Raw genomic sequence first — 13,006 nt, 5'->3', positions numbered from 1 at the left:
TCGGCCCCCGCGGCTCCAGGTTTCCGGCCTACCGGCCGGCGATCCGGGCCAGGAGGGCCGGGAGGGCGGTGCCGATGGGCTCGCGGATCAGCTCGTCGGCCAGCAGGTCGTACGGCGTCTCCTCCGCGTTCACGATGATCAGCCGGGCCCCGGCCTCGGCGGCCATCCCGGCCAGCGAGGCCGCCGGCTGCACCTGCAGGGTCGTCCCGACGGCGATGAAGACGTGCGCGTTCTTGGCCACCGCCACGGCCTGGGCCAGCACCTCCGGGTCGAGCCGCTCACCGAACATCACCGTCGCCGACTTGAGGATCCCGCCGCAGGCCAGACAGGCGGGGTCCGGCTCCCCGGCGGCGACCCGGGCCAGCGCCTCGTCCATCGCCGACCGGGCGTGACAGGCCGTGCAGACCACCGAACGGGCGGATCCGTGCAGCTCGAACACCTTGCGGGCGGGCATCCCGGCGAGCTGGTGCAGCCCGTCCACGTTCTGTGTGATCACCCGCACCGGCGTGCCCCCGCGCTCCAGCTCGGCCACGGCCAGATGCGCCGCATTCGGCCGCGCCGCGAGGGCTCCGACCTCGATGCGCATCTGCCAGGACCGGCGCCGGATCTCCGGATCGGCCATGTAGTACGCGTACGTCACGAGCTTCTCGGCATCCGGGGCGCGCCGCCACAGCCCCTGCGGCCCCCGGTAATCCGGAATCCCGGAATCGGTGGACATCCCGGCCCCACTGAACACGGCGACAAGCGGCTTCCCCATGGAGCGACCCTACGTACGGCCGTTCCCCGCGCGCGACCGCATTATCGCGGCCGCACCGTGTCAGGGCCCTATTCGGCGCCGAGGCGTCCGCTGAGCCACTCCAGCGCCGGGGGGATCTCCCTGTTCCACGTGTTGAAGCTGTGGCCGCCGTGGTCGAGCGTGATCGAGGAGACGCGGGCGGGGTCCTTGACCTTTTTGATGAACTGCTGGGTCGCCTTGTAGTTCGGCTCGCCCTGGAGCGAGCTCGTGACCAGGAACGAGGTCGGGCCCTGCGGCCGGTTGTCCAGGTGCCACAGCAGGTCGGACCGCTTCTCCTCGTCCTTGTTCCCCTGGAAGAGGTCGCCGGACTGCCCGTCGATCTCCGGCTTGTAGTCCGCCGACAGGCCCACGCCGGCCGCGTACGTCTCCGGATGCTGGAGCGCCATCTTCAAGGCGCAGTAGCCGCCTGTCGAATCGCCGATGATCCCCCAGCCGCGGGACGAGCCGCCGACGCGGTAGGTGCCGGCCATCGCCTTCGTGACGTCCGCCCCGAAGAAGGCCTCGCTCTGCGGGCCCCCGGGCACGTCGATGCACTGCGTGTTGGCCCCCGAGATGGCGGGCCGCATCATCACGAGGATCATCGGCTGCATCTTCTTCTCCCGGGCGAGGGTCCACGCCGACCTCGGGTACCGCAGCTTCTTCAACAGGTTCTCGGCCATGCCGGGGTACCCCGTCAGGACGACGGCCGCGGGGAACCTGCGCTGCTCGTTGCCCTTGTGGAAGTACTCCGGCGGCAGGTAGACGTACGCGTCGGCCGCGGCCCGGGAGCGCTCGCCGTACAGGGTGATCTTCTCGACGACTCCGGCGGTGCGCGGACTGCCGCCACCGGGCACGTCGGGGGTCTGCCGTCCGAGGACCCGCACGGCCGCCCCGCCCGGCGCCGCCACCTCCTGGCGCTTCGTACCGGCCAGGTCCGCCCAGGAGTCGTAGAGGAGGAAGCTGCGATTGGCCGTGAGCGCCACCGACGAGAAGAACAAGACCTGGACGAGGGCGAGCAGTCCGACCCGCCCCAGCACCGCCCCCCAGCCGCGCCGCGCCAGCCGCGGCCACAGCCATACCGTGGCGGCGAACGCCAGCGCCGTGCAGAGCACGACGCACGCCAGGAACAGTCCACTCGTCAAACCCATGGCCGGGTGATTCCCCCTGCAGTCTCGGCTGGACGCACGGTCCAGAGCGCCGCCGGTCGGTGCGTACCTGGCTAGAGAGCCACACGGGTAAAACCGTTCCACCGATCACGTCGAAGGGTCGTTTCTGCGGTGAATCCCGCCCTCCACCGGAGTGAGATACGCCCTCCACCCCTGCCCGTCCCCGGCCCCGGTGGTTACACATCCCGCATGAAAATCACCCCGTACAGCCTGGGGGCCCTGCTGCTGGCCCCCCTGGCGCTGCTGGCCCCCTCATCCGCCCCCGCCCACGCCGACCCCGCCCCGGCCGCCGCCCATGCCGACCCCGCCCCGGCCGCCGCCCACCACCGGCACCGACACGGCGCGGCCGAGATCAGTACCTTCCTCACCGCCTTCTACGGGGCGCACGGACCCTCCCCGCGCGACCGCGAGCAGCGGGTCTCGCAGCAGCTCAAGGAGAAGCAGGCGCACATCCCGTACGTCGACGTCCTGCTGTGCGCCCAGAACGAGCCGCAGCACATCGCGATCGGACCGGTCACCGTCGCCCAGACGGCCGGCGTCGGCTGGGCCACCGTCACCACCCTCTGGGACGAGGGCGTCACGGACACGTTCACCGCGTACGTACGCCTGGACTCCCACCCGATCGTGCTGGACGACGTGATCTGCGCGGGCTGACCTCCCGGAACGGGAACCCCGGGGAAGAGCGCCGGGTCGACGCCCGCACGCGGCGGAGGCCCGGCAACTGCACTCTTCGGCAGCACCCGGTACGCCCCCGGACCCCCTCTGGTACAACACGGGACATGACGGGATTCGAGATCACCGGCGCGAGCGCCGCCGACATGGAACTGTTCCGCGTCTGGGCCGAGGAGGAGGGCTGGAACCCGGGGGAGTCCGACCGGTTCGCCTTCGCGGTGGCCGATCCGGCGGGCTTCCTCGTCGGCCGGATCGACGGGGAACCGGTGGCCTCCCTCTCGGCCGTGCGCTACGGGGCCGGCTTCGGGTTCATCGGCTTCTACATCGTCCGGCCCGCCCTGCGCGGCCAGGGCTACGGGATGCGGCTGTGGCACGCCGGGATGAACCGGCTGGAGGGGCGGCTGGTCGGCCTGGACGGGGTCGTCGACCAGCAGGCCAACTACCGCGCGTCCGGCTTCCGCCGGGCCTGGAACAACGTCCGCCACGAGGGCGTGCCGGGGGCGGCTGCCGGTGGTGCCGAGGAGGCGGCGCTCCTGGGCGGGGCCGAGCTGGTGGACGCGGCCCGGCTGCCCTTCGAACTGCTCGCCGCCTACGACCGCCGGTTCTTCCCGGAGGCCCGGGACGCCTTCCTGTCCGCCTGGACCGGTCTGCCCGGCCGGACCGCCGTAGCCGTCGTCCGCGACGGCCGGATCGAGGGCTTCGGGGTGATCCGACCGTGCAGCGGTGCCGCCAGGATCGGACCGCTGTACGCGGCGACGCCGGGCATCGCCGCCGCCCTGCTGCACCGCCTCGCGCGGCACGCGCCCGACGGCGTGGTCGCGGTGGACGTGCCCGACGCCAATGCGGCGGCCACGGCCCTGATGGCCGGACTGGGGCTGGTCCCCGTCTTCGAGGCCGCCCGCATGTACACGGGCCCCGCCCCGGACCTCGACCTGGCCGGGCTGTACGGGGTGACCAGCCTGGAGCTGGGCTGAGGGGCCCGGTGGCCGGGCGGCGGTCGCACGGCGCCGCCCGGCCGGTGGTGCCCTCGTGACCCGCTGCCGCTGCGCGGTTGCCGGGCGGCCGGGCCGTCAGGTGGCAGGCCGTCAGAACCTGAACAGCGCGCTGTCGGCGTGCCGCATGCCGCACGGGTTGCCGTAGGTGTACGCGTAGTTGATCCGGTGACCCTGCCAGACGCCGTCGGCCGTCACCGTCATCGGGTTCCACTCCTTCGTACAGTCCACGTTCCCCTGCGGAGCCGCGAGCGCGTCCAGTTCGGAGGCGTTCGCCCGCAGTTCGGCGCACGCGGCCTTCGGCGACGGGTGGGTTCCGCCCGGCTTCGGCGCGCACACCAGCGTCACCGCGCGCAGTACGGTGCCGGTCGCGGCGTCCTCCCCGTTGGCGACGCTGAGGACGAGGGCGGACGGCGCGTACAGGCTCTCCGTACCGGACGGCGCGGCGTCGGCAGCTCCGGGCCAGGCCAGTGCCGTGAGCGCGGTGAGCGCCATGGCGGCGGAACCGAGGCCGAGACCCTTTGCGATGGACCGCATTTCGAACTCCTTGGTTGGGTTGTGTCGGATAGCGGACAGGAGTCTTGCCCACCCCGGCCGCGAACGCCCGTTCGCACCCCTATTTCTCGTCACTGATCGTAAGCGCATGAGCGCAGACCGCAGCGGTGCCAGGCCGCTGACCAGTGGCGCAGCGTCCCGCCGAAACGGCCGAACACACGCGCTGAAACCTTTACGGAACCCCGTTTTTACAGGGCGGATGCGGCGCGCGGGAGGTAGAGGTCGAGCAGCCGCGTGCGAGTTTGTTGCAGCCGCAGGGCGAGCACCCGCCCGACCCAGTGCCCGATGGCCGAGCCGAAGGCGGGGTCGGCGTCCATGAGCATCCGCACGCTGCCCGCGTCGAACTCGTAGGCGCGCACCGGGGTCATCGCCTCGGCGCTCAGCTGCCACACGTACGGCGGGAACAGCCACGACCAGCCCACCAGCTCACCCGGGCCGAGGTTCTCGACGGGGGCGGGCCGGCGGGCGCCCGGTACGGGGACCTGGAGGGTCACCGTGCCGGAGCGCACGATCCAGAAGGATTCCGCCGGGCCGCCCTCCTCGAAGATCCGCGCGTTCTCGGCGAAGTTGACCTCGCGGGCCTGGGACATGAGCCGTCCGCGGTGCTCGGCGGAGAGGACGGCGGCGATGCGGATGGGGGAAGGTGTGCTCACGACGGCCTCCGATCAGGGCCCCCCGCTACCCCCAGTGTCGCCGAAGCCCGCGTGATCGCAGCTGTGCTCCGGTGGACCGCCGATACGGTGGCCCGCACGCGCCGACCGGTGCGCAGGGAGCCCCGGCGGATCACGGCGCGCCCCGGCCGGCCGGGCGCCCCTACTCCTCGGCATTGGCCTCCAGGCAGGCCAGCTCCATGGCGTCGAGCACCGCCTCGTGGCTGCGCCGGCTGAGCTCGGCGACGTTCTCGATCTGCGCCGTCGCCCAGGCGGCCAGCGTCATGACCAGCACCCGCAGCCCGTCGGTGCCGTGCTCGGCCAGGATCTCGTCCGCGACGACCATCGCGTTCTCGGGCACCTGCTCCGGGGGCTCCAGCCCGGCGAGCCCGCGCAGCATGGTGAGGGTGCGGCGGGAGATCTCCGGGGTCATCCCCGCCAGCCGCATGTCCTCTTCTTCGTCCATTGCCCCACCCTCCGAGTGCCGTCCCCCTCAGGGCACGGTAGAGCGGCGCGGCCCCCGCGCGGGCGCTTTCGCCAGGATCCTCCGGGGGCGGTGGCGGCCCGAGCCCCGCCGGGCCGCCCCGCGGGCGCCGCGGAGCAATCGTGCATCCGATGTGCCAAGTGCGGTGAACGGGGCGGTGATTCGTCCTAGGGTGCGGCCGTACGCACGGTCGGGGACGGCGGTACGCCCGTTGTCGGCCCTCACCGCACAGTGACACCGAACTGGGGGGTTCATGCGCAGAACCAGCAGGACCAGAGGTCTGGCCGCCGCCCTCACCCTCTCCCTGGCCGCGACCGGCGCGGGCCTCGGCCTCGGCCTGGCCCCGCAGGCGGCGGCCGTCACCCCGCCCGTGGCCTTCACCGCGGACCCGCTGCCCACCTGGCAGCCGAACGGCGTCGTCTGGGCCCTCGCCGAGGCGGACGGGACCGTCTTCGCCGGGGGTACCTTCTCCGCCGTACGTCCCCCCGAAGGGGCTGGCGGCGCCGAGCGGCCGGCGGTGAACTTCGCCGCCTTCGATGCCGCGACCGGCGCCCCGACCTCCTGCACGCTGTCCTTCACCGTCGGCTCGGGGACCGCCACCGTCCGCGCCCTGGCCCTGTCGCCGGACAAGAAGACCCTCTACGCGGGTGGCTACTTCGGCGCCGTGAACGGCACCCCCGTCTCCAGCCTCGCCGCCGTCGACGTCGCGAGCTGCACCGTGAAGCCCTCGTTCCGCCCGGCCTTCCCGGCCACCGTCCGCGCCCTCGCCGTCACCGGCGACACCGTCTACGCGGGCGGCGACTTCCTGACGGCGGCCGGCCAACAGCGCGAGCGCTTCGCCGCCGTGGACGCGGGCGACGGCGCCCTGCGGCCCTTCAGGGCCGACGCGGACGAGCCGGGCCGTGCCGTCGAGGTCACCCCGGACGGCAGCCGGGTCGTCCTCGGCGGCGACTTCTTCACCGTCAACGGGACGAACACGCACGCACTGGCGGTCGTCGACGCCGCCAGCGGCGCACTCGCCAAGGCCTATCCCGGCTTCATCGAGACCAACTCCGTCGTCAAGGACATCGCGACCGACGCGACCGGCTTCTACACCGCCAACGAGGGCACGGGCGGCGGCGTCTTCGACGGCCGGATCGCGCTCGACCTCGCAGGCTTCAACCAGCGCTGGCGCGACACCTGCCTCGGCGCCACCCAGGCCGTCCTCCCGTACCGGAACGTCCTCTACAGTGCCTCGCACGCGCACGACTGCTCCAGCGTCGGAGAGTTCCCCGACGGACAGCGCCACCACCTGCTCGCCCAGCCGACCGGCGGCACCGGCAAGCTGGGCTGGGCTCCCGACACCAACGACGGCATCGGCGAGGGCATCGGCCCGCGGGTGATGACGGTGGGGTCCCGCGGCGGGGACCCGTACCTCTGGGTCGGCGGCGAGTTCACCACCGTCAACGGCGCGGCGCAGCAGAGCCTGACCCGGTTCTCCTCCACCGGCGACACGGGCGCGCCCACCGTCCCGGTGGCGAGCGCCGTCAGCTTCAAGCCCGGCGAGGTGCAGGTGCGCTGGCGTACCAGCCTCGACCTCGACGACAGCGCGCTGACCTACCGCATCTACCGGGGCGGCGCGGCCACCCCGATCGCCACCGTGACGGCGGACTCGCTGTTCTTCCGGCGCCCGCAGGCCTCCTGGACCGACACCACCGTCACGGCGGGCCAGACCTACACCTACCGGGTGACCGCCGGCGACGCGGCCGGGAACACCAGCGCCCTGTCGGGGACCGCGAGCGTGACGGTGCCGGCCTCGGTCGACGCCTACCCGAACCGGGTGCGCACCGACGGCGCGCAGCTGTTCTGGCGCTACGACGAGTCGGCGCTGCCCTTCGCCGCCGACTCGTCGGACGGTGGCAACCAGAGCGGCGTGCACCTGAACGCACCGGCCCTGCGCCAGAGCCCCGGCGCGGTCTCCGGAGCGAGCACGGCGATCGGCTTCAACGGCAGTGACACGCAGGTCTACGGGGAGAAGCGGCAGACGGTGGGCAGCAGCTACACCCTGGAGACCTGGTTCAGGACGAACACCACCCGCGGCGGCAAGCTCTTCGGCTTCGGCAGCAACCAGACCCGCGGCAGCAATCAGTACGACAAGCACATCTACATGACAAATGACGGGCGGCTCGTCTACGGGGTCTACACCGGCGCCACCCGCACGATCACCACCAGCGCCGGCTACAACGACGACAGGTGGCACCACGTCGTCGCCACCCAGGGACCCGGCGGCATGGTCCTCTACGTGGACGGCGCCCAGAAGGGCACCCTGGCTGTCACCACGCACGAGAACTTCTCCGGGTACTGGCACGCCGGCGGCGACAGCCTCGGCGGCTGGCCCGACCGCCCGACCAGCGACTACTGGGCGGGCCGGCTGGACGAGACCGCCGTCTACCCGAGCGTCCTGAGCGCGGCGCAGGTGCAGAACCACTACACCCTGGCGTCCGCCCCGGCGGACTCCGTCGTCCGGGTGACGGCGGCCGAGGACACCTACGCCAACGCGGGCGCCCCGGACGCCACCTACGGCACGTCGAGCTCGCTCGCCGTCCGCGGCAGCTCCTTCTACGCCTCCTACCTGCGCTTCGACCTGCCCGCCGCCCCCGCGGGCACGGTACTCAAGTCGGCCGTGCTCAGCGTGAAGACCAGCACCATGAGCGGAGCCGGTACGGCCGACACCGTCTCCGTGGTCCCGGTCACCGGCGCCTGGTCCGAGGCCGGGACGACCTACACCAACCGCCCGGCGCTGGGCGCTCCCGCGCTCGGCAGCTTCCCGGGGGTTCCCGACGGCTCGGCGGTGCACACCGCCGCGCTGAGCACGGGCAGCGTCGCGGGCGCCCTGGGCACCGCCTACGGCCTGGCGCTGACCAGCACCGGCACGGACGCCCTGTGGCTGTGGTCCTCCGAGGCCCAGGCGAACGAGGGGACGCCGCAGCTGACCCTGACCTTCGGCGCCCCGTGACGGCGCGCCGACCACCGGGGAGGGGCGCGGACCGGCCGGTCCGCGGCCCCTCTTCACGTACGCGGGTCAGCGGACTGCGGCACCGTCCAGGGCGTAGGTGAAGGTGTACGCGACCGAGGCCTCTCCGTGCCGGGACGTGAAGGAGCCGGAGCCGGACAGTCCGGCCAGCTCACCCGTCGCGGAGCCGGGCACCACCTCGAACGTGCACTGCGTACCGGTGGCGTCGAAGGTGCCGCGCTGCTCCAGTACGAACGCCCCCTCGATGCCGTCGACCGCGCCCGACAGCAGCTCCAGACCCGTGAAGACACCGACGCTCTCCCCGGTGTACGTGAACGTGTAGCCGCAGGTGGTCGCCTCGGCCTCGATCCCGCCGGCGAAGGCGTTCGTGACCGTGGAGCGGGCCAGCCGCGGGGTGGAGTCGGCCGGGCCGACCGGCTGCTCCTCCCAGTCGGCGAAGGTGAAACGGCCGGTGGTCGTGGTGCCGGCGGCGCGCGGGGAGTCGGCGGTGCTCGTGGGCATGGGGGTTCTCCTGGTTCCGGGCCGGGCGGCTGAGGTGCCCGGCGCGATGACCAGCCTGTCCGGGATACCTGACATCCTCTGTCAGGTATCCCTGACAATGGCTGCATGCGCGCCGACCGGCTCCTCTCCCTGCTCCTGCTGCTGCAGAACCGCGGCCGGCTGACCGCGTCCGAACTCGCCGCCGAACTGGAGGTGTCGGTCCGCACCGTCCACCGGGACATCGAGGCGCTCGGCGCTGCCGGCATTCCCGTCCAGGCCGACCGCGGACGCGCCGGCGGCTACCGCCTGATGGGCGGCTACCGCACCCGGCTCACCGGCCTCACCGACGCCCAGGCCGGCTCGCTCTTCCTCGCGGGTGCGCCCGGCCCGGCACGGGAGCTCGGGCTCGGCGCCGATCTGGCCGCCGCGCAGCTCAAGCTCCAGGCCGCCCTGCCCGCCGAACTCGCCGCCCGGGGGCGCCGGCTCCAGGAACGCTTCCACCTGGACGCCCCGGCCTGGTTCCGCGACGCCGACCCCGTACCGCACCTCGCGCAGATCGCCCAAGCGGTCTGGGACCAGCGCGTCCTGCACGCCCGATACCGGCGCTGGAGCGGCGAGGAGCGCCCGGGCCGCGCGCTGCATCCGCTCGGCCTCGTCCTCAAGGGCGGCATCTGGTACCTCGTCGCCCGGGCGTCCGACGAGCGGGTGCGCAGCTACCGCGTGGCCCGCTTCCTCACGGTGGACACCGGCTCGGAGGGCTTCGAACGCCCCGCGGGTTTCGACCTCGCCGCGTACTGGCAGGAGTCCACCCGGCGCCTGGAGGACGCCTTCCACCAGGAGACGGCCCGGCTGCTGCTGTCCCCGCGCGGCCGGCGGCTCCTTCCGATGCAGTTCGGCGCGGCGGGCGTACGCGCCCTCGCCGACGCGGAGCCGGCCGACCCCGCCGACCCGGACGGCTGGGTCCTGGTGCACCTCCCGGTGGAATCCCGGTCCGTCGCCGTCGGCGACCTGCTCCGCCTGGGCACCGAAGCCGAGGTGCTCGGCCCTCCCGAGCTCCGCCGGGCCCTCGCCGACACCGTCGCCGCACTGGCCGAGCGCTACGCGGAAACCGGTTGTGCCGGGGACGGCCGGCCGGGGCACGACCACCGCATGACGATGCGAAAGGGCGTACGGCGCCCGGGGCTGTGAGCCCCCGACAGCCGGTCCACGGACCGGCCGACCCTGTGGACACCTGGATCGACGAAGCGCGCCTTGACCAGGGCGGAGCAGCCTGCCAGGCGGGCCCGCAGCGCGATCTTCACGGCCGTACGCGCGGACCGCGCCGGCCCGGTGGCGCAGCAGCTGCTCGCCCGCACCGCCGATGCGCGGGCCGGCGTACGGCTCCTCGTGCTGCCGCTGCTGTTGCAGCTGACCGGCGAGAACCCCCCGGACCGCCCCGCCTGGCCCGAGGCGGCGAGCGCGGCCGCAGCCCGGCTGCACGACCCGGACGAAGCGGTACGGCGGGCGGCGGCCTGGCTGCTGACGCAGGCCGACCGCCGCCGGGCCACCTGCCTGCTGACCCGCCCCGGAGAGGGACCGGACCCGGTGGTCCGCCTCGCCCTGGCCGAGGCCCTGCTGCTGAGACCCACCGCCGAAGAGCGGCAGACACTCCGGACGCTGCGGACCGACCGCGATCCGGCGATCCGGCTGCGGGCGTCGCGGCGGCCCGACGCGGACGCGGTCCTCGCGGACCTCGACGCCGCCGGGGCCCGGCTCGGCGGACCCGGCGGCCTCATCGGCTGGGGCGCCGGCACGGTGTGGGGGCTGGCGGCCCGGTCCCGCGGCGACGAGGCGACCTGCTACGCCCACGTGGCCCTGCTGGCCGGACGGTCCGCCCCCGTCGCGCAGCGCGCGGCGGTGGACATGGCCGCCGTGGCCCTGCGGGAATGGCGGGCGGCTCCGGTAGCGCTCGCACCGCCGCTGCGGCCGCTGCTGCGCCCGGGGGCGGACCCCCGGGTACGGGCGGCTGCGGCGGCCGTGATGGGCGCTTCGCTGGAGACGGCCCGGCTGTGCGCCGACCAACTCGCGGCTCTGCTCGACGAACTGCCCGAGACGGCCGCCGCGGCTCTCGGCCGGGTCGGCGACGCACGGGCACTGGCGCCGCTGAGCCGGCTCGTCGCCCGGGGCGGCTCCCGCGGGGTGGTCGGCGAAGCGGCCGAGGGCCTCGCCCGGTCCGGCGCCGATACCGGGCCCCTCGTGTCGGCCGCCGCGGGTCTGCTCGACCGTACGGACGACACGGAACAGGTCTGGGCGGCCCTGGGCCTGCTGCGCGCCTGCGGGCCGGCCTCGGCGGCCGCCGTACCGCAGCTCCGGCGCCTGCTGTCCGCGGCCGGTGACAGCCGCCTGCGCACGCAGGCGGTCCTGGCCCTCGGGGAGATCGGGCCGGGCGCGGCCGCCGCCGTACCGCTGCTCGAAGAACTCGGCGACCTCCGCGGCCAACACGCGCAGGGCGGCAGCCGCTTCGTCGACCACGTCCGCATGGCCCTGGTCCGGATCACGGGCGAACGGGCTCGGGCCGAGGCCGAGTTCGCCCGGCTGGACGAGCGGCCCGGCAGCGCGAGGCGGGCGACGTCGCGCCGGCCGCGCCCGCCCTGCGCGCGCTGGTCGAGCGCCGGGTCCGCGTGTCGGTGTACACCGGCGATCAGGACGAGGAACTGCGGGCCGACGAGGTCATCACCGCGGCCGCCCGCGAGGCACTCCGCGCGATCGACCCTTCAGGGGGGCGTTAGGCCGGGCGCTGCCAGCGGATCTCCCCGTCCTCGCGCTCCGGGGTCGGAACGAAGCCGCAGGCGGCGGCGACCGCCGCCGAGGCATGGTGCTCCGGGTGGATGTGCGCGATCAGCCGGCCGACCGGAAGGCCGGACAGCCAGCCGGTGAGCGCCCGGGCCGCCTCGACGGCCAGGCCCCGGCCCTGCCAGGGCGTACCGACCACCCAGGCCACCTCGGCGGTGCCCCGGGCGGGTGTGACCGTGGCCTGGACGGTGCCCACGAGCCGGCCGTCCTCGCGCAGCCGCAGCACCCAGTTGCCCCACACGGCCGACGGGTCGGGCGAGCCGGCCGCCAGCCGGGCGCAGCGGGCCCGGAGGGCCTCGGGCGGCAGCGGGGCACCGCCGGTGAAGGCGTGCAGCGCCGGGTCGGCCAGGGCGACGGCCAGCTCGTCGGCGTGGTCGGTCCGCAGCGGGAGCAGGTCGAGGCGGGCGGTGGCCAGCGGTACGGGACGGACCGCCGGCGGGCGGCTGCGGCGGACCTTCGCGGCAGCGCCCGGGCGGGGCACGTCCGCCACGGCCAGGCAGATGCCGAACACCCGATCGTGGCCGGTCCAGCCGTTGACACGACCCCGGTTGTTGCTGATCTGCACCCGGCGGCGCGGCCCGTCCACCGCCGATACCAGGTGCAGGTACACGGTGCCCGCGACGCGGGCCAGGACGATGTCACCGGCCTCGACCAGCGCCGGGTCGGCCGGAGCGACCCGGACCCGCTGCCTGCTGTGGATGAGCGGGACCATCGAGGTGCCGGTCGGCCGGAACTCCACGGTCTCGCCCCGGCCGACGCGGTCCGCCAGTACGTCGAGCATGCTCATCGGGCGAGTGTGCCGGGTGGTCGCACCCCGCGGTACCGGTTTTCCGCGCAGGCGGTCAGCGCGGCGGCTCCACCTCCAGGAAGCGGCGCCCGCGCGGGCCGCGGTACAGCAGGCACACCCACCCGAGCGGTTCGAGCACCGCCGCGCAGGCCGCCAGCCGGTCCTGTTCCTCCCCGGCCGCACCGCTGCCCGGCGGACCGAGCCAGCTCACCACGGCCCGCTCCTCCCCGGCCGGTCCGGGGGCGACCCGGTAGCCGGTCCGCGTACGCCGCCCCTGTGCGTCCACCGCCGAGGGCACCAGGTCCGCCGCCTCCAGCACCAGCGCCACCGCGCGGGGCAGCTGCCGCACCTCCCACGGGGCGGGAACGGCGGTGCCCGCCCGGCCGTTCACCATGCGGCGGATCTGCAGCAGCCCCTCGTACGCCGTGCGGACCTCGGCCGCCCGGGCCGCCGTGGCGGGCGGCTGCGGCCCGTCCCCGGTCGCCGGCTCGAAGCCCTGCGCGGATCCGTTCATCCCCACCGCCCTCCCGGTCGTCGTCCGTACGTCACGTGAGTACGCAGCTGAGTACCTCACGCTCGGGGAACTGAGTATCCGCCCCG

At 74.3% G+C, this 13,006-nt stretch carries 12 protein-coding genes; 4 read left to right on the top strand and 8 right to left on the bottom strand.

What is annotated here, in order from left to right:
* Positions 1–28: 28 nt before the first annotated feature.
* Both AC0666_RS20485 and AC0666_RS20480 read right to left on the bottom strand, forming a co-directional pair.
* A complete protein-coding gene (locus AC0666_RS20485) occupies positions 29–757 on the bottom strand; it encodes an SIR2 family NAD-dependent protein deacylase (RefSeq protein ID WP_478708077.1) in 729 nt (242 codons plus the stop codon).
* 68 nt (positions 758–825) lie between these two features.
* Positions 826–1,923, bottom strand: coding sequence for an alpha/beta hydrolase (locus AC0666_RS20480; protein ID WP_468964664.1), 1,098 nt, complete (start codon positions 1,921–1,923; stop codon positions 826–828).
* A 207-nt stretch (positions 1,924–2,130) separates the two neighbouring features.
* Here AC0666_RS20480 and AC0666_RS20475 point away from each other — a divergent pair, with 207 nt between their 5' ends.
* Together AC0666_RS20475 and AC0666_RS20470 are read left to right on the top strand one after the other, a co-directional pair.
* Positions 2,131–2,595 carry a hypothetical protein gene (locus tag AC0666_RS20475; protein WP_468964666.1) on the top strand — a complete coding sequence of 155 codons (465 nt, stop codon included), beginning with the start codon at positions 2,131–2,133 and terminating at the stop codon, positions 2,593–2,595.
* Between the two features lie 125 nt (positions 2,596–2,720).
* The gene (locus AC0666_RS20470; RefSeq protein WP_478708076.1) at positions 2,721–3,587 is read left to right on the top strand and encodes a GNAT family N-acetyltransferase; all 867 of its coding nucleotides are present in this window, start codon (positions 2,721–2,723) and stop codon (positions 3,585–3,587) included.
* A 111-nt stretch (positions 3,588–3,698) separates the two neighbouring features.
* On the opposite strand, the gene AC0666_RS20465 is transcribed toward AC0666_RS20470, so the two are convergent.
* The 3 genes from AC0666_RS20465 to AC0666_RS20455 all read right to left on the bottom strand — a co-directional run bounded on the left by AC0666_RS20465 (position 3,699) and on the right by AC0666_RS20455 (position 5,276).
* Positions 3,699–4,142 (bottom strand): subtilase-type protease inhibitor, encoded by a 444-nt coding sequence (locus AC0666_RS20465; protein ID WP_468579843.1) that lies wholly within the window; start codon positions 4,140–4,142, stop codon positions 3,699–3,701.
* Positions 4,143–4,348: 206 nt separating this feature from the next.
* Entirely contained in the window at positions 4,349–4,813 is a 465-nt protein-coding gene (locus tag AC0666_RS20460; protein ID WP_468579844.1) for a Crp/Fnr family transcriptional regulator, read from the bottom strand.
* Between the two features lie 160 nt (positions 4,814–4,973).
* Entirely contained in the window at positions 4,974–5,276 is a 303-nt protein-coding gene (locus tag AC0666_RS20455) for a hypothetical protein (RefSeq protein ID WP_361719389.1), read from the bottom strand.
* A gap of 271 nt (positions 5,277–5,547) precedes the next feature.
* Here AC0666_RS20455 and AC0666_RS20450 point away from each other — a divergent pair, with 271 nt between their 5' ends.
* Positions 5,548–8,289 carry a DNRLRE domain-containing protein gene (locus AC0666_RS20450; protein ID WP_478708075.1) on the top strand — a complete coding sequence of 914 codons (2,742 nt, stop codon included), beginning with the start codon at positions 5,548–5,550 and terminating at the stop codon, positions 8,287–8,289.
* A 66-nt stretch (positions 8,290–8,355) separates the two neighbouring features.
* Here AC0666_RS20450 and AC0666_RS20445 read toward each other — a convergent pair whose 3' ends face one another.
* A complete protein-coding gene (locus AC0666_RS20445; protein ID WP_478708074.1) occupies positions 8,356–8,808 on the bottom strand; it encodes a DUF3224 domain-containing protein in 453 nt (150 codons plus the stop codon).
* Positions 8,809–8,913: 105 nt separating this feature from the next.
* Between AC0666_RS20445 and AC0666_RS20440 the strand changes: the two genes are divergently transcribed.
* Positions 8,914–9,975 carry a helix-turn-helix transcriptional regulator gene (locus tag AC0666_RS20440; protein WP_468964674.1) on the top strand — a complete coding sequence of 354 codons (1,062 nt, stop codon included), beginning with the start codon at positions 8,914–8,916 and terminating at the stop codon, positions 9,973–9,975.
* Positions 9,976–11,551: 1,576 nt separating this feature from the next.
* On the opposite strand, the gene AC0666_RS20435 is transcribed toward AC0666_RS20440, so the two are convergent.
* Positions 11,552–12,034 carry a GNAT family N-acetyltransferase gene (locus AC0666_RS20435; protein WP_478708102.1) on the bottom strand — a complete coding sequence of 161 codons (483 nt, stop codon included), beginning with the start codon at positions 12,032–12,034 and terminating at the stop codon, positions 11,552–11,554.
* A gap of 427 nt (positions 12,035–12,461) precedes the next feature.
* Positions 12,462–12,920, bottom strand: coding sequence for a hypothetical protein (locus AC0666_RS20430; protein ID WP_468964679.1), 459 nt, complete (start codon positions 12,918–12,920; stop codon positions 12,462–12,464).
* Positions 12,921–13,006: the final 86 nt, after the last annotated feature.

It is taken from the genome of Streptomyces sp. NPDC043680, assembly GCF_056436685.1.
The sequence above is the reverse complement of the archived record's forward strand: the minus strand, read 5'-3'. Positions and strand labels throughout refer to the sequence as shown.

Coding starts and splice junctions, on each gene's coding strand:
- AC0666_RS20485 (WP_478708077.1), bottom strand. CDS start 757: ATGGGGAAGCCGCTTGTCGCCGTGTTCAGTGGGGCCGGGATGTCCACC.
- AC0666_RS20480 (WP_468964664.1), bottom strand. CDS start 1,923: ATGGGTTTGACGAGTGGACTGTTCCTGGCGTGCGTCGTGCTCTGCACG.
- AC0666_RS20475 (WP_468964666.1), top strand. CDS start 2,131: ATGAAAATCACCCCGTACAGCCTGGGGGCCCTGCTGCTGGCCCCCCTG.
- AC0666_RS20470 (WP_478708076.1), top strand. CDS start 2,721: ATGACGGGATTCGAGATCACCGGCGCGAGCGCCGCCGACATGGAACTG.
- AC0666_RS20465 (WP_468579843.1), bottom strand. CDS start 4,142: ATGCGGTCCATCGCAAAGGGTCTCGGCCTCGGTTCCGCCGCCATGGCG.
- AC0666_RS20455 (WP_361719389.1), bottom strand. CDS start 5,276: ATGGACGAAGAAGAGGACATGCGGCTGGCGGGGATGACCCCGGAGATC.
- AC0666_RS20450 (WP_478708075.1), top strand. CDS start 5,548: ATGCGCAGAACCAGCAGGACCAGAGGTCTGGCCGCCGCCCTCACCCTC.
- AC0666_RS20445 (WP_478708074.1), bottom strand. CDS start 8,808: ATGCCCACGAGCACCGCCGACTCCCCGCGCGCCGCCGGCACCACGACC.
- AC0666_RS20440 (WP_468964674.1), top strand. CDS start 8,914: ATGCGCGCCGACCGGCTCCTCTCCCTGCTCCTGCTGCTGCAGAACCGC.
- AC0666_RS20430 (WP_468964679.1), bottom strand. CDS start 12,920: ATGAACGGATCCGCGCAGGGCTTCGAGCCGGCGACCGGGGACGGGCCG.